This window comes from Flavobacterium frigidum (genome assembly GCF_048286735.1).
Classification (GTDB): domain Bacteria; phylum Bacteroidota; class Bacteroidia; order Flavobacteriales; family Flavobacteriaceae; genus Flavobacterium.
The window spans coordinates 20,241-39,289 of record NZ_JBLVPU010000014.1 but is presented as its reverse complement, the minus strand read 5'-3'; the positions used below and the strand labels follow the sequence as shown (position 1 = coordinate 39,289).

The window sequence follows — 19,049 nt, the reverse complement described above, 5'->3', positions numbered from 1 at the left end:
TGTATGAAAAAAATTACCTTTCTACTGCTTGTTTTACTAGCGAATTATACTGCTTATTCACAAAGTGAGTATGGTATATTAGTTAAGACTATACAACCTCCCGCATTTCCGAATGGAAACCTCCAATTAGTTAAAGCCAATCATAGCATATATATCGAAACAAATTCATTAAACTTGTATACTAATGTATTAGGTCAAACACAATATTTTGAAGAGTTCTGGACGGTTAATAACAATGAAACAGATATTGATTATAGTTTTGAGGATAGTAGCGATAATAATCTATGCTACCAGTCAGGTACAATAAATTGGAATTTACTTACTGAACCAAGTAAAATAATTACTGGTTGTATTGCAGAGACATATTTATATGTAATACATGTAACGTCAACAGATGCACTTAAGAGCAAATGTCCAGAAGATGTAATTGAGTTAAATAACGGCTGGAATTGGCAGTATAGTTTTGATGGTAAAGATTGGAAAGATTTTGCTACTAACTTTCAAGCTCAAAGATCAATATCATTTAAGATTAATGAATTGGCTGGCTTCGAAAATAAAACAAAAGTATATTTTCAAGCAGGATTTGGTACGCAATTTACTAATTTTTTACCTTTTGATATATCGCCATGTACTCCTAAAATCGTATCAACCTCAGCTCCTAATCTTACTAAATGCTCTTATTCGAATGACGGTGCAGTTACCTTCACATTTGAGAGAGAATTGCAAGATGGTGAACAATATGAAATGGCTCTTTTGTATGAAAATGGTCGTGCTGTCTTAAATGGGAATAAAACAATTCCTAAAGATTCGATGACTACCCCAACAACGTACACTTGGAATAATTTAGATGCTGCAAATTACAAGCTCACTTACTATATGACAAAAACGGTCGACACAACGGTTTATCCTAACAGTCCAGCACTACGTAATAGTTTTACAATATCTCCCGCTCCTGAGCTAAAATTTACTGTATATGCCAACAATCCTTTATGTAATAATAGAGCGACTAATTTAATTATAGAGGCTATTGGCGGTAGCCCACCCTATTTTTATGATGACTTAGAAGGCACTACAGAATTTATTAATGGAGAAACAAAAATTAAAAGAATACAGTTCAACCCATCATATGAGAAATCAAATCAAGTTTCAATACCACTACTAAATACAAAAAGTGTATATACCATAAAAGTTACTGATGCCAATAACTGTATTGATACTAATTAATATGTTTATGAAAAGAAAAATACTACTTATTTTATTAGTTTTAATAACAACTACCAGCTCCACAGCGCAGGTTTTATATATAATGAAAACTAACTATGGGGGATGCAGCAATTATAGTATGCCAACAACCTATTATGGGGGAGCTATAACAAGTTTTACTTATGATATTAGATCGGATGATGGTATTTGGTTGTGTCCAATACGAGAAGTGGGGCCTTATTTAATTTTCGATAAAAAACCAAGCTCATATACACTAGATTATGAGACTTACACGGATTATGATCAAACAAATATCTATGAATCATTAGCTTCTCTTGTTGTTACGATAACTAAAGATTGCCAATCAGCTGTCGGTTTTTCAAATAAAAATCAAAATGGTCAGTCAATAGATACTCCCTATTTTGAATTGATCAGTAATCAAGTACTTACATCACCAGGAGTAAATAATGTGTTAACAGATAAAATCAAATTAAAAACAACAGGTTGTACTGGAACACAAAGGTTTCATTGGGAGTACAAACTTAATGGAAGTCAATTTCAAAAAATGAATATTAGTACTTCTTTTAATGAAGAATTTGAATTTATAACTGCAAATTTTATCCCATTAGATTACACTGGTTTTATAGACTTTAGAGTAGTCATTGATTCGGATCCGTCTATTACCGAAGAAAATGTATATTCAAATATTATTTCATACAATGTTACTAGAAAAGCTCCGAAAATTATCTCAACATCTTCTCCCAATTTTACTAGCTGCACCTATTCGAAAGATGGATCTGTTACCTTCACATTTGAGAGAGAACTTCAAAATGAAGAGCAATATGAAATGACTCTTATGTTTGAAAATGGTCGTGCTGTCTTAAATGGGAATAAAAGAATTCCTAAAGATTCGATGACTACTCCAACAACCTATACTTGGAATAATTTAGATGCTGAAAAGTATATTCTTACGTATCAAACAAAAAAAATTATAGGAAACTTCGAGCTTATGAGTGAGCCAGCACAAAAAAGCTTTACAATATCATCTCCAACTAATTTAGAATTCACAGTATCAGCCAATAATCCTTTATGTAATAATGGAGCGACTAATTTAATTATAGAGGCTATTGGCGGCAGCCCACCCTATTTTTATGATGACTTAGAAGGCACTACAGAATTAATTAATGGGGAAACAAAAATTAAAAGAATACAATTCAACCCATCAGATGAGAAATCAAATAAAGTTTCAATACCACTACTAAATCCAAAAAGTGTATATAACATAAAAGTCGCTGATTCAAAATTTTGTATTGAAAGATAATCCTATATTAAACACCTATTATGAAAAAATATTTACTCCTACTACTATTGTTTTTGATTAACTTTTGGGGATATTCACAAACACAAACACAAGCAACTGTAACAGAAATAGCTGTAGATGGTGCAAGAACTGTAACTTTTACAAATCCTGCTACTATTACCATCAATAATAAAATAACCGAAAACAACTCGAATTCATCTCCACCTAACGGAAAAATTAGTTTCTCCATCAGTGGTGGGAATAAAATAAGCGGTGATACTCCATATACTTTAACTTGGGAGAATCCTTTGCCAAATAGCGCAACCATTTCAATTGATGCCAATGGAAATGTCATTCTTTCAAACCTTCCTAATGGAACTTATAGAGCAACAATAAAAGATGCCACCTGCACAGTAGGTGTAAGTGATTCCTTTGTTATTTATGATAAGTTAAATGTTAGTGTTGTTCAAAGCAACATAAAATGCTTTGGTGGCAATAACGGAAGTATTACTCTTACCATTAAAGGCGGTAGCGGAACTAATACTATACAATGGAACAATACAACCCTTACTGATTCCGAAAGAACAGGTTTACAAGCCGGAACCTATGAATACATCATTATTGATAAACAAGCGACTGGAAATATAGAAAGTGATAAGAACAATGGTTTACGCATTGAAAATGAAATTATAATTAAAACACCCCCCCAAGGTGTAAACGTTTCCCTAACAAAAGCTAGACAACCGTCACCTGGCAATAATGACGGTATTTTGCAGTTAGCGGTAAGTGGTGGCTACGGGAACTACTCTTCCTATTCTTGGAAAAAAGATGGACAACTAATGAATCCTCAACCAACACGAGACGTATTAGGTAGGGTATTTGGCTTAGGCGATGGTACTTACCAAGTAAGTGTTATCGATAAAGGCGTTGATACAGCAGAAGGATGTCTCGTTAACAGTAATGAAATTATATTAAAAGCATTAAATGTAAAAATTGCGACACCTCAGCCAATAAGCTGTCAAGGGGGCACAACAAACCTTACTGCTGCAGCCTCAGGTGGTGAAGGAACGATCAACTATGCTTGGTATAAGCTGATTGGTGATCAAGTGGTGGGAGATGAACTTTCAAAAAACAATTCTTTAAACAACATAAAAGCAGGTAACTATAAAGTTGTAGTAACAGATTCAAATAATACAGCATCGACTACAATCAACCTACCCGAATCGTCTAATCCTATTATAACGGCAAATACAGCAGCAACTAATGTAACATGCTTTGATGGTAGTGACGGATCCGCCTCTATAGCAATTACAAACTACAATTCAAACAAGAAATATTCGTTTAAATGGTATAAAAAAACGGAACCCCTTGCGGAATTAAAGAGTAATATTACTACTGTAGCAAGTAGTTCAACACTTTCAGGCTTGACAAAAGGAGCGTATGAAGTAAAAGTTACAGATGGATTTTGCGAGACACCATTTGATGTTACAGTTGACTCCGCAAGTCCTATTGTAGTAAAAGAGGAGTTAGGTAGCTTTAAGAACCTACAATGTAATGGTGATACCAATGGTTCTATAAAAATTAGTGCTAACGGTGGCATAGGAAACTATACCTTTAAATGGGAAAAAAACAATGCCCCTATAACCGTGAATAATGACTTAAACCCAACAAATCTTAGTGCTGGAAACTATTCTGTCAAGGTCTATACCTCTACTGAATTAAATAATACTAATAATTGCTCCCAAGGAATAGAGAACATTATCATTAGCGAGCCAACTGAATTAAAATTCAAATCCAAAAAAACTGAAGTAAGTTGTAAAAATTCAAATGATGGAACGATACAATTAAATATCAGTGGGGGAACGTTTCAAACGGATAGTAATAATAAACCCATTTATACAATTTCATGCGAACCAATTGTTTCTAGTCCTAAACCATTAATTGATATTCCCAATCAAAAAATAACTGGGCTTTCAGCTGGCATTTGGAGGGTATCGGTTTTTGACGATAATAATTGTTCAACTGTAGTACAAGAAATTGAGATTAAGGAACCAAACGATCAATTTAGTTTTAGTGCCGCAGTAATTACAAACGTTAGTGGGTATGCGCTTACTAATGGGAGTATTACTGCGAAAAACATTGGTGGATGGGGAAATTATTTTTATCAATGGTATGAAGGAAGTACCGTAGATAACAGTAAATTGCTTTCCTCTGAAACAACTAACCAAATTAAAGACAAACCTGCTGGTAAATATACACTAATAGTTACTGATAAAAACAGTGATGGAGTGGGTTGTTCCTTAGCACCAATTCCTTTTGAAATAAAAGAACCAACCATTTTAAAACTGGATGTTGTTGCTAACAATACCCAATGTAATGCTGAATTAGGTTCGATTGCAGCGGTTGCTACGGGTGGTGCCGAGATAGCACAGCAACAAAATGAAAGAATATACACTTATGAACTATTTCATAACAATGTATCAAAACAAACAATTGTTGGAAACACCGCCAATTTCAATGGATTAGAAGTGGGTCAATATAAAGTAGTGGCAAAAGATTCAAAACAAAATGTTTCGACGGATGTAAACACTAAATATGGCAATGGAAGTATTATAACAATCGGTTATACGGAACTTACAGAACCTAAACCAATTGTAATTATAGAAGAAAAAGTAATCGGTGTAAAGAAACTACTGAATTGTTATGGCGATAATGATGGTATATTAAGCGTTGCTGTCTCAGGAGGAACTGCATTTACGACTGGCTCTCCCTATACTTACATTTGGAAAAAATACAATAGTGCTACAACTATATATGAACCCATAGGAACCAATGCACCAAAACAAAGTAATCTTTTGGTAGGGAAATATTCTGTTGAAGTTCGTGATGCTAATTATGATCCAATAAAACCATCTAGCTGTATTGCTATTTTAGACAATTTGCTTATTGATGAGCCCAAAAAACTTTCTTTTACAACAACACCAACCCCCGTTTCTTGCTTTGGTGGTTCTGATGGAAGCATTCAACTTATAATAACAGGAGGGACAAAAAGTACCGATCCTAATAATCCATACTCAATTACTAGCAGTGGTGGAACAATTGATACTAAAAACGGAATTATTTCTGGATTAGCAAAAGGCAGCTATATTGTAAAAGTGACGGATGCAAATGGTTGCCAAACTGCCCAACAAAATATTGAAATTTCAGCACCCGAAAAAGCTCTTTTTATTGCAAGTGAAATAAGTATTCCAACCACAGGTTTTGGTCTCGCTACAGGAAAAATAGAAATTAGCGTAGACGGCGGCACACCTATAGACCCAGGAAATGGAAGCACACCAACTTACAACTATGTATGGAAAAATAATGCTGGTAGTACAATTGGCACTAATAGTCCAACCCTAAGTAACATTGCTGCGGGTGAGTATTCTGTAGTGATTACTGATGCTAAGGGTTGCGAATTGCCTAAATCATTTACTGTCTTACAACCAACAAAACCTATAGTAAGTGAAACGCATCTACAAGCAAAATGCAATGGATTAACGGGATCTCTAGATGCAACTGCCACAGGTGGAGCAACATTTGAGCAAAAGCAATCTGAAAAAACATACACGTATAAATTAAAAAATAGAACAACAGGAATTACTGAATCTATTGTTGGAACTAAAGCTAAGTTTGAAAATATAGCAGACGGGGAGTATGAGCTAACCGCTACAGATGTGGCTGGAATAATTTCAAATACTATACCTGTTACTTTTAAGCAACCTGCTCCCATAGTAGTAAACTTAATTCAAAAAAATGTTTCTTGTTATAATGGAAATGACGGATCACTAGAAGCAGTTGTAATTGGCGGCACAGGTCCTTATACTTATATTTGGAAAAAAGAAACTGCAAGTATAGGAAGTAATACATCAAAAATTGAAAGCCTTTCTAAAGGTAATTACACACTTGAAATAAGAGATAGCAACTATAATTCTAATTTAACGGCTTATTGCGTTAATGTTGCAACTACATCAATCTCTGAACCTACAGATGAATTAGCAATTGAGTCATTTACTTCTACAGATGCTACAGGTTATCAAATTAACAATGGAAAAATTGAAGTAAATCCTAGCGGAGGAACACCAACTTATCAATACCAATGGTTTTTTAATGGTACCGTTATAAATAATCAGAGCAATAAAAATCTTAGTAACTTAGCTCCGGGTGCATACAAAGTAATCATAACAGATGCAAATCTTATTTGTTCTATTGAAAAAACTTTCACCATTAATGAACCAAAACTTTTAGAATTTAAAGTTCTAATAACTAAAGTTTTATGTTTTGGTGAACAAAACGGTAGTATTAATGCCATAGCCACAGGTGGTGTAAAAGACAACAATGGTTTTTATACCTATACCCTTTTTGATAGGAATAAAAATGTATTAGAAAGCCAAAAAGCTTTAGAAGCAAAATTTGACACTAAATTTGCTGGCACCTATTACATTCAAGTAACTGATTTTAATTTAAATACTACTCCTTCAAATTTAAATGATTTAATACCTGTAGTTATTGAACAACCTAACAAGGCACTAACGTTAGTTGAAATCAAAAAGAATAATGCCACCTGTCCTAACGAAGCCGACGGTAGTATTATTTTTGAAACAAGTGGAGGTACACCAAATTACAAATACACTTTATTAAACGTAAATAAAAACACCTCATCTCAAGTTAATGATTCAGCTATTGAAAACTTATTAGCAGGAACCTACACCTTAACTGTAACAGATAGTAATGATTGTGTTCAAAGTAACACATTTACAATTACAGAACCGGAAGATTTTGGTTTTAATAAAGAAAAATTCACATTAACTAAACCAATTTTACCAGAAACAAACTGGTCGATTAATGTGGTAATGAAAGGTGGACAAAATGATTACAAATACAGTATTAAAAATAGTAGTGGAAATACACTTTTAGAAAAAGTAGTCTCGGACAAATCTCTATTGATCAATCAATTACCAACAGATATTTATACTGTAAGTGTCACTGATAATACAGGATGTACTAAAACAGAAATTATTGATTTAACTAATAATGTATTAGCAGCTTCAATTCAGCAAACCAAGCAAATCATATGCAATGGTGAGGGAGCAAATATTGAAGCACTCGTAACAGGCGGTCTAGGAATTAAAACCTATACATGGTATAAAAACAATGAAATTATACCACTAGAAAACGGAACAACTTTAACTAATTATGGCCCGGGTGAGTATAAGTTTAGTTGTATAGATACAGCTAAATTAGAAGTGATAAGTAATACGATCATTATTACTCAACCTGATGTAGTAGAAATTAAAAGTATTTTGAAGACTAATTCAACTTGTAACGGAGCTAATGATGGTACTATTTCTATAAACGTTACGGGTGGTAGCGGCTCCTATTTGTATAGTTTAAATGCTACTAATTGGACTGCTTTCTCTGCAAGTTCTACCGCAATTATTAATAATCTTCCAACGGGAGATTATACAATATATGTTAAAGACTCTAAGGGATGTAATGCAATAACAACAGCTCTAGCCAAGATAGAACAACCCTCTATCTTAACCATTTCTAAAATAAATACAAATAGTACTTCTGGTTTTGGACTAAGCAACGGAAGTATTGCTGTGGTTATAGATGGTGGTAACGGAAACTATGTGTATAAATGGTTTAATGAAAATAAAATTGACATCAACCAATCAACTAGTTCAGCAATAAATCTAGTAGCTGGTAAATATTATGTTGAAATCACCGATTCAAAAAATTGTAGTATTACGTCAGAATTAATAACGATTTCACAACCAGAAAAACTTACTACTCTTATTAATCCAATAAACCAAGTAATTTATTGTTATGGCGATAAAAGTATCCAATTAACAGCAACTGTTGCTGGAGGTGTGCCAAATTATAACTTTGAATGGTATGATAGTTCCAATTTTATGATAGGGACTAATCCTACGTCACCTTTTGTAGGTGCTGGAAATTATTATTTAAAAGTGATAGACAAAAACGGAAATACAGCTACCAGTACATCAGTAACAATCACAGAACCAGAATTGATTCTTACAAGTAATACAGTTGTTGATGTGAACTGTATTGGCGAAGAAAATGGAAGTGTAACATTAAAAGCGTCAGGAGGAAGCAATACTTTTGAATATCGTTTCAAACCAGAAAACGATAGTTATGGGAATTGGATCTCTTTTACTTCTAAAAACAGTACAATTCAAGAAGGGCTTAAAGCTGGAAAGTACACTTTTCAAATAAAAGACAAAAATGGAATTTTATGCAGCAATGTACCAAATTTAGAGGTTAGCATAGCGCAGCCCTTAGCTCCAATAAGTTTAGTCAATTCAAAAACAATTGTTACAGCTGCTTCAGGATTTGGTTTAGCTAACGGTTCTATTACTGTTGAAGCTAGTGGTGGAAACGGTAACTATGGCTACCAATGGTACAAAAACGGTTCAACAACAACTATTGACAATACTGCTACAGCCAACAATCTTGCAGCAGGAAAGTATTTTGTAAATGTGACAGACGCAAAAGGATGTAAGCTTACTTCCCTACTAATCGAAGTAACAGAACCTGCGCTTTTAATTACCTCAGCGGCAGTTCAAAATATCATTTTGTGCAATGGTGATGCCAACGGAAGTCTAAGACCTAACACTTTAGGAGGGTTCTTGAAACCAGGTGAAAACTATACCTACCAATGGTTTGCAGACGGAAATGCAACAGCATTAGCCACAACTACTATTCTGAATAACATCGGGAAAGGGTCGTATTATGTGATTGTAACGGATTCTAACGGCAATAAAGCGACCAGTAAAAGTATAACCATGACGGAACCAGATATTTTAAAAAACACATTATCTGCTGATTATACGTTGTGCGGGGATGCTAACGACTGGACCATTACAACGGCTCCAACAGGCGGGACAACTGCATACAATTACAGCTGGAACACTGGAGATAAAACCCCGAGCATACAAAATGTACCGCCAGGGAAGTATAGTGTTGTTATTACTGATAAAAATGGCTGTCGTGTAACCAATGAGATTACGATTACCGCTCCACAGCCAATTACAACAGCAGCTCAAATAAAAAAACCGACCTGCTTTGAAGGAGATGATGCTACCATTGTATTGACAACGGCAGGAGGAAAGGGCCCATACACCTATATATGGAGTACAGGAGCACAATCAAGCCAATTGAGTAATGCAAAGGCAGGTACTTATTCTGTAACAATTACGGATGTAAAAGGATGTGTTATTAAAGAAGAGTATAAAATTGAAAATCCTCCAAAGGACCTGTTAAATCTTGGTGAAGATGTGACGTTGTGTCTCGATCAAACCTTGACAATTAATGCTACTATTAATGATGATAAAGCCACGTATTTTTGGCAATCAGATAAAGGATTCACTAGTAATAAACCTATTGTAACCTTAAAAGAACCTGCAAATTATACCCTAACAATCACCAATAAATTAGGTTGTAAAGCTGTAGATATCATTACAATTAGTAGCCAAAATACTCCTATTAGCGCTGAATTTGCTATGTCGTCACAAGTGTTTACAAATGAGATTTTTACTATTATTGATATCAGTAATCCCCGACCAGACAGTATAGAATGGATTTTACCAGCGGAAGCAATAGTCAAAACAAAGAATAAAGACTTCGCTGAAATAAGCTTTCCAAAAACGGGAGAATACCAAATAACCATGACGAGCAAAAAAGGAAATTGTACTGCTTTTCAAACTAAGAATGTACTTATAATAGACGGAGAATACAAAGATCCAGAAAGCACGGATACTATGAAAAATTTTGATTTGAAAATCTATCCAAACCCATCGAATGGTATTTTTACAGTTGATGTAACCTTAGATAAAGTAATGCCAGCTACTGTTAAAATATTCAGTTTAATAAACAATAGCATTATTGCTTCAAAATCAGAAACCGGCAAACAAACGTATATTTTTGATTTTAATTTGAATGGCATGATACCAGGAGTCTATTTCATTCTTATTGAATCTCAGCAGGGAAGTAAATTGAGAAAAATAATTATTCAATAGCCTACGAAATTTATAAATAATAAAAAGACCTTATTTATTAAAGTCTTACCGAATAAAATAATGAACTTGAATCGAATTATAATAGTACTACTTTTTTTGAAAAGCGCAGTAAGTTTTGGTCAAAACTTTAATATTGAGCAAGTAGGTAAAAGCAAATTAATAAACGTAAGCGGAGGAGCATCAGCAAGTAGTATTTTTTACGCTGGTAGTGCTACCCGTGATCCCTTTAATTATTTTCTAAATGGTAATATCAATCTAAATATTGCGGGCTTATACAATTTGCCGTTTTCTTTCTCGTATACCAATCAAAAATTAGGGTATGGGAAACCTGTGCTAATGAATCGATTAAGCATTCATCCATCATATAAATGGATTACGGCACATATAGGAGATGCCAGTATGAGTTTTTCTCCGTATACTTTAAGTGGACATCAGTTCACAGGGTTTGGTGTTGATTTGACCCCACAAGGAAAGTTCAAAATCAGTGCCATGTACGGACGATTATTACGAAGCAATGAGTACAACAGCAACCTCCCGGATCTACTTCCTACCTACAAAAGATTTGGTTACGGATTTAAAACGCAATATGCTTTAGAAAAAGTAAACATTGGATTTACATTTTTTAAAGCAAAAGACCAAGTTAATTCCATTAATCCATTGTTTCCATTTGAATTAGGAGTTACACCAAAAGAGAACACAGCCATAAGTTTAGAAACAGCATTTAAACTCCTTAAAAAAGTACAAATTACTACTGAAGTTGCCACCAGTAGTGTCACCGAAGACATCAGAGAAAAAACAGGAGCTACAAGAAAAATTAATGCCTCATTATTTTTAAACCCTAATTCAACAACCGCAAATTATAATGCTTTTAGAGGACAACTAGCCTACCCAGCTGGTAACGGAACCTTAGGGTTAGGATATGAGCGTATCGATCCAAATTACAGAACCCTAGGAGGTTATTTTTTTAACAATGATTTAGAAAACATAACTGTAAATGCTACACAAACCGTATTAAAAAACAAAGTAAACCTTGCCATGAATTTTGGGTTACAAAAAGACAATTTAGACAAACAAAAACAAAGTCAGATGAAACGATTGGTATCATCTGTGACTGCTGATGTTAAGGTAAATCAGAAATTAAACTTAAACGCTAATTACTCCAATTTTCAGTCTTTTACTAATAGTCGCAATCAATTTGACTTTATTAATCAAACTTCCAACTTTGAGAACCTCGATACCCTTAATTTTCGACAAGTCAATAAAAGCGCCTCATTGTCTGTAAATTATTTATTAAAAAATACAAAGAAAATTAAACACACCTTTAATGCTAATTTTAGCATGCAAGACGCCATAAATCAACAACAAGGAAAAACCATTGCTGGTGGCGCAACAACGTATTACAATAACGCTATTTCCTATTTAGTGGGACTCCCTCAAAGGGCTTTAAATCTTACTGCATCTGTAAATAATACACTAGGAATAACAGATAATGGTAGAAGCTTGATACTAGGACCAACACTTGCAGCAAACAAACTTTTTTTTGATAAAAAACTAAATACATCGGCCGCAATAAGCTACAATACAAGCAGTAATAATGGCATGAAACAAAATGACGTCTTTAATTTTAGACTCAATGGATCTTATATTTATAAAGAAAAACACAATTTTAGTTTCAATGCTATTTCCCTGTTTAACAATACTAAAACAGCTCAAAACAAAGATATTACGGCCACATTATCTTATTCCTATTCTTTTGATAAAATTAAACTGAAACCTACTAAAACAGCCGAAACGAAAGAGCAAAAAGACAGTGTTTCTGCTAAGCCAGCTATAAGGATTCTTTATAAAGGCCAAACGTATCAAGGCAATAGATCCGAAATTACAGAGCAATTGGCTACTAAACAGCCCGATACAGCTCTTTTATCTAATGCGGACCAATCTAATTTAAAACAATTATTCTCAGCTATAAATCAAGCTGAGACGGATAAAGAGTTTAAAAACAAAGTCTTAGATTATTTAATGGCGCAAGATATGAGCACTAAAAACAGTGTTAAGTATGAGGAGTACTTAATGCAAGCGTATACAAAGCTGGAAAACGATATGAAAAACAAGGATGAAAGCCTTGAAAAAGAATACCTGTCTCTAGTGGGTCGAATAAACATGCACCCATTTCACGACAAAAAAGAGGAAGAAATAAGCAATAAAAACGGGTATAAATCTTATGTAGTACTGCTTAAAAAAAGTGAACAAAATAAAAACAAATTAGTAAGACACCGCTGGATGTACAACGAAATTTCATTGGCCGCAAAAACAAAACCTAATGCTATTCAAGAAAACAAGTATGTCTCAGTTTTTAGTTCTCAAATAATAGATAGTACACTTGAATTGATAAAAAATAAAAAAACATCCGAAGAAATCATAAGTGCCATTGAAATGAAACTAATTCCTTTTTACCATGATTTAGCTTCAAAAAATACAAGTAATGATGATGTTAACATTAAATACCTTCAGAAATAAAATGGGCAAAAAAAATTACATCTCACGTACTGAAAACAAACCCTGCATAGACAACCAATACACCAATAAAATGCTAAAAAAATACACCTGCTTTTTTATCTTTTTACTTTTGCTAGTAGGAATTACGGGCTTTTCACAAACCTTTCCAGTTACTATAAGCACCCAGATCAATCAACCTTCGCCAATTTATTGGAGCAATTATGCTGATGCTACCACCAGCAATAGCCCCATAAAAATGCAAATTGTGCTGAACGACTTAACAATTGCACGAAGACAAGTACGCTTAAAATGCTATTGGCAAGGCAACGGAATCTCATTTATGAATAATGACTTTGTGGTAGGTGCCCAACCACTTTTCCTAGAAGGTGGTGTACCATTGCAATTGACCAATGTGAACTTAGCGCCCTATTTTGAGTTTCAAAACATAGTGGGGATAACACCAAATCAATATGCACAAGCTATGCCCGAGGGTATTTATACCTTAGCGGTAGAAGTGTATGATGTAGCTACCGGACAAAAACTATCCAGAAAAAGTACTGTAACGGTTATTATTTTCCAGAACGAGTCACCGTTACTCAATTTGCCTTTGAACCAAGTTAGCATCATTCAGCAAAACATCCAAAACATTCTTTTTAGCTGGACACCTAGACAAATCAATGTGAGCAATGTAGAATATCAGTTTGATTTGATTGAAATTTGGGATCAATACACTCCAGTTCAAAACGCTTTTGCTTACTCTAAACCTATTTATACCACCACCACTAAAGCTACCACGCTGCAATATGGTGTGGCAGAACCGCAATTGATTATCGGTAAACGCTACGCATGGCGCATAAAAGCCAAAGCGCTTGTGGGCGCCGAAGAGATTGGAGTATTCAAGAACAATGGTTATAGCGAAATCTTTGCTTTTACGTATGAAGTATATTGCACGCCACCTTTACTAATATCCACTGAAGGTGTAAGCCAAGACCAAGCCAAAATAACGTGGAGCGGCGCCCTTGATAATTTTGATTACCAAGTAAACTACCGCGAAAAAAATGCCGACTCACAATGGTATCCTCTTGAAACCCCGCGCGAGTATGCCACTTTAGCCAATTTAAAACCAAACACCACCTATGAATATACCGTAGGAGCCTCTTGCGAAAAAGGGAAATACATACACAGCAGCATACAAGAATTTACCACCTTGGCTCAAGACGAAATTGCCCTTGTAACCTGCGGTATTATACCAGATCCAGTTGATTTAAGTAACCTAAGTCCGTTAGACAATTTGGTCCCAAATGATGTGATCAAAGCGGGTGATTTCCCTATTGTAGTGATTGAAGCCACAGGTGGTAACGGCAGATTTAGCGGTGAGGGCTATGTAACACTACCGCTCTTAGAAAGATATAGAAAACTAATTGACGCTGCAGATAACCTTGGAGAAATTCCAAAAAAAGCTGCAGGTATCGTAACAGATGCTGCCACAGTAGCTACTGCACTTGCAAACCACGGTGCAACCCAAGTTAATAATGTAGTAACTAAAGTAGAACACATAACGGGTCAAACAATAAATGACCCCACGAAAGCGGTTACAGATCAAATTAAAAGCACTGCAGCATTAGTAAGTGACAAGGCTAATGCTCTAGCGGGAATGGTACCGGATTATTCCACAAATATAGGAAAGTATACCCGCATCGCCGTTAGCTTTAGTGATATTGGTGTAAACACTGATTTTAAACTCATATCGGGCTCCATTATAGCAAGTTATGACCCCGAGTGGAAAAGTATGATTGATCTTGACCCTGCATTTAACGAAGTTTTTGGAGATGCGGGCAACGTAGTCAATTATGAAATTGATTTTATCATTGAAACCGTTATAAAAAATCAAGACGGCACCATAACAATTACTAGTACCACAGGAGTAGTTACTGTACTAGATAAAACAGTTAATGATATTGTTATTACTGATAAAGATGGTACACAATATACAATTCCTGCCAATGCTCCAGCTGGACCTATAAAACCATCAGGACAATTGGCGCCCGGCGGAGTTCCTACGGCTGCAAACACAAATGGTATGGGTGCAGGCGGTGTTGTAAAACAAATTTCTTCAACAGATGTGAGCGTTGTTTTCACAAAAGGCGACGGAAAATATGCTTTTGATACAGCACCTACCACACAAAATGGTAAACTAAGCAAAAGCTACAAATCAATTCCTCAAAAGAGCGGTGGCACGTATAGCATTCCTTTCAAAGCCATTTCTAATAGTCTAGACTCCACAGATGTTATTATAGCCACGGTAGATTTTAAAAACGGAAAAACGAAAGATGATATCGTATTCAAAACCCAAAATGGTACTTTAATAAAAAGTAATTGGAACGAAAATACAGCTATTTTAAAACTAAAACGTACTTTAGACTACGCCAAAGAAACCGTTATTGCGGCAGTAAGACCTACACCTGCTGTACAGCAAAATACTACCGGCAGTGCACAACCAGCAGCTGCTACCACAGTCAAACCCACGGATAGCAAAAACAGTCCTAAATACGACATAGCTGGTACTTTTAATTTATGGCATTTAACCCATAAAAAAGTTAATGTAACTTTAGTAAGCGTTAATGGAGCTGCAATACCAGAAGATGCAGCCAGTACGCTAAATCAAATTTATGAACCTACAGGAATAACGTTTAATGTCAATACTATCCCCGTTTTCTTAAACCAATTTTGGGAAGATACAATTGAAACGGGCAACAGTGACTTATTGAACACCTACACCGCTGAACAACAAGCCATAACCATGGCTTTAAAAACGGAGCTCGGCGCAGAGTACGCCACTGATACCTACTACATGCTCTACACTAAGGAAGGAACAGTAAAGAAGGATGCAGGGTTTATGCCCTTGAAACGACAATTTGGTTTTGTATTTGATGGTAGAAATAAAACACTCGCGCATGAGTTGGGTCATGGTGTATTTGGGCTACAACATCCTTTTAAACAATATGGAACTTCTAAAGGGAGCACAGATCTACTTATGGATTATGGTGATGGTACTACACTCAATCATAATGATTGGGAAATCACGCACGCACCAGGATTGCAGTTGTATCAGTTTACTCAAGGAAGTAGTGCGGGGGCTCAGATTGCAGAAGGATTTAACTATATAATGCCAAATCATAAATCATTTAGGTTTCAAACAAATGATGGTAAAAAGGATTCAGATATAATAAACGTTAATCACATCAATAATGGAGGTCATCCAAATGGTACTTTATATGCATTTACCATAAATGGAAAAGAATATGAATTTGGGTTTGATTCTAAAAAAACTACCGAAGCATTTTATGAAAAAGGTTCTGATATTGCTTATACTAATGCCTTTAGTAAAATTTTTGAGGAACAAAGCTATAGATTGTTAATTCAACAAGCTGCAAACTCTTGTAATTACTATCTAGCTATAAGAAAAAAACCTAATTTATTAAATCCTGTTTTAACAATTCTTCCTGCTGAAGTACCAAAAACAGCCAGTAATTGCAGTAAAATATTGCTAAATGAAGTAGCAGTAAACGGAGGCACCATAGATTGTAGTCTAATTGCAGAAATAAAAATAGACAACCCTGGTTCTATTGCTTTTAGAGTAAATAGAGCCGTAAAAGAATGTCTAGAAGCAATAAAAACATCCGAAAGAGTGTCTATGATTAATGCTTTGCTTCCCTATCTTGGAAATATAGAAGACGCAAAAAGCAAAACTGCTTTAGAGGCAATGAACAGGGAAATAGGCGATACTAAAAACTTCGTTTCAAATGTTTTTAATGCAGGAGATCAATATGATGTAGGAAGAGCCATTGCTCAACTAACAAGTACCGGTGTAGAAAATAATGACTTTCAAAGAGAGATTATCAATATTGTCAAAAAGAATAATTACGCGTTATTAATAAAAATGCTTGGTGAATGTGACTTTGACGAAGTTACACATCCATTTATAGACGAAGTAAGTATTGCCTTTATGGCAAATCCAAATGTAGCTAATACCACAAGAGCGCTAGAAGTTTTAGGTGAAACACTCCGTTACCCTTCTTCTCTCATGCCGTATATCATTGGGCTAAAACCTAATGAGTCTATCACAAGTGATAAAGACCAGTTGAATGCACAATATACAGTACTCAGCAAATTGCCAATAACATTTAATTCAAACGGAACAATTAATCTTAAAGAGTCATACTCTGAATATTTTAAAGGCAAAGGGATTGATGATATGACCTTTCCGTCTCTTTATGATAATCCCACAGCAGATCCATTTGAAGCTACTATTTTCTTGATAGGTATTGATAATAACGAATTAGGCTTACAGAAAGACAAGGTTATTGTAATGCCAGCAATATGGGGATTTTGTATAGAAAAAGCAATAGCAGAGCATAAAAAAGCCCGTATTTGGCGCCATGTTGGTAATGGTGCTGCGGTAATAGGTGCAATAGTCGCTGCGGTACCATCAGGAGGGACAAGTGTAGTTGCTGCAATAGCTATATTAGGTGGCGAAGCAGCGGTTCTTGACGAATTGATGATGATGTCTAAGGATGATGTCACCTTTGAACAATATCAAAGAAATAAAGAATTATATGAAAAATGGGATCTAGTCTATAACAGCATAATGATGGTAGATGGACTAGTAAACGCTCCAGAGCTTGCAAAAACATTAGGCGGACTTGTGCAGAGAATGCGAAGCATATCGTATCTTAAAAGTACAGGCAAATTTTTGAAGCCTGAATTTGTTACTTCTTTAAAATTAGCGCTACAAGATATTGGTAAATATAAAAATATTGCAGCCATCAAGCTTGGAATAAAAAACACCATAAACTACACAAAATTTGCTTTTAAAAGCACGGATAATTATTTAGACATTATTATTCATGCAAAGGGTAATAAATTTTATGTAGTTGTTGAAGGTGTAGTACAAGAAAAAAGCAGTAAAGAAATAATTAGCATCCTAGACAATGCACCTACTGGCAAGACAGCAAGATTATTGTCCTGTAACGATGAAGCAGCAGCAATAGCCCTCTCAATTGAAACAAAAAAACCATTTTATGCCAGTGATGGTTGGGTAGAAATAAATAAAAACGGTGATGTTTTTTCTGAAAAAGATTTTTATCTTTACAACAGAGGTACTAAAGGAGCAAAAGGTAGTAATTATACTAAAGGCAATGCTCCTGAAGGAGTCGAATATTTAAGACTTGGAGATGGTGTTAATGGGGCGGGGAGTCTCGTTCCAAATAGCTTAATTACAAAGCTTACACAACAAGGAGCAACTGAATTAAAGGCTTGGACAAGTGGCAAAAGTTTAAGTTTTGTTAATGAAGCAGGAACTGTTTTAACTGGTGCGAATGCAGAAGCGAAGATCTTCGTGAAATTAGAAACGTCAATTGGAAGTAAAGCAGTATTAAAAACTACCACTGATACCAATGGGAGATTATTGGTGCAAACAGAAAGAGGAACAAATTCAAACAGAGTTTTAAGTATTGAAATCAATAAGAATGGACAAGTTGTAGTAAAGGAATATGCACCATCATATAAACCAACTGCAAATACAGATATTGATGTTGATTTGAGTAAAGGAATGTTAGCTCCGGATTATACTACCAAAGGAGGTAAATACCTATATCCTAAAAATTCCCTACAGTCAGGACAAAATAATGTTGTCGAAATTACCATGACTGGAGATATGGCAAAAGACTTTAAAGCTGCCAATGAAGCAGCAGGATTTTCGAGCTTTGGATATAAAGCTCCTAAATTAGGAGAGGTTCAATTTACTTGGCATCATTTAGATGATTTTAATCCTATAACTGGTAAAGTTTCTGTACAATTAGTTGATCAGTCAGCTCATACAAAAGTAGTAGGAATGGGACATTCGGGTGGTGTAGCACAATATAAAACGTTTAATGGAAGTGGTTACTAATAAACAAAATGATATA

At 34.9% G+C, this 19,049-nt stretch carries 5 protein-coding genes; all 5 read left to right on the top strand.

Annotated features, from left to right (window positions below; translation table 11 throughout):
* Positions 1-3: 3 nt before the first annotated feature.
* Positions 4-1,224, top strand: a complete 1,221-nt coding sequence (locus tag ACNQGO_RS09605; protein ID WP_417985117.1) for a hypothetical protein — start codon at positions 4-6, stop codon at positions 1,222-1,224.
* Positions 1,225-1,231: 7 nt separating this feature from the next.
* Positions 1,232-2,524 (top strand): hypothetical protein, encoded by a 1,293-nt coding sequence (locus ACNQGO_RS09600; RefSeq protein ID WP_417985116.1) that lies wholly within the window; start codon positions 1,232-1,234, stop codon positions 2,522-2,524.
* A 20-nt stretch (positions 2,525-2,544) separates the two neighbouring features.
* Positions 2,545-10,587 (top strand): T9SS type A sorting domain-containing protein, encoded by an 8,043-nt coding sequence (locus tag ACNQGO_RS09595; RefSeq protein WP_417985115.1) that lies wholly within the window; start codon positions 2,545-2,547, stop codon positions 10,585-10,587.
* Between the two features lie 66 nt (positions 10,588-10,653).
* The gene (locus tag ACNQGO_RS09590; protein ID WP_417985114.1) at positions 10,654-13,104 is read left to right on the top strand and encodes a TonB-dependent receptor; all 2,451 of its coding nucleotides are present in this window, start codon (positions 10,654-10,656) and stop codon (positions 13,102-13,104) included.
* Entirely contained in the window at positions 13,070-19,033 is a 5,964-nt protein-coding gene (locus ACNQGO_RS09585; RefSeq protein WP_417946037.1) for an HNH endonuclease, read from the top strand. Before ACNQGO_RS09590 ends, ACNQGO_RS09585 begins: the two co-directional genes overlap by 35 nt.
* Positions 19,034-19,049: the final 16 nt, after the last annotated feature.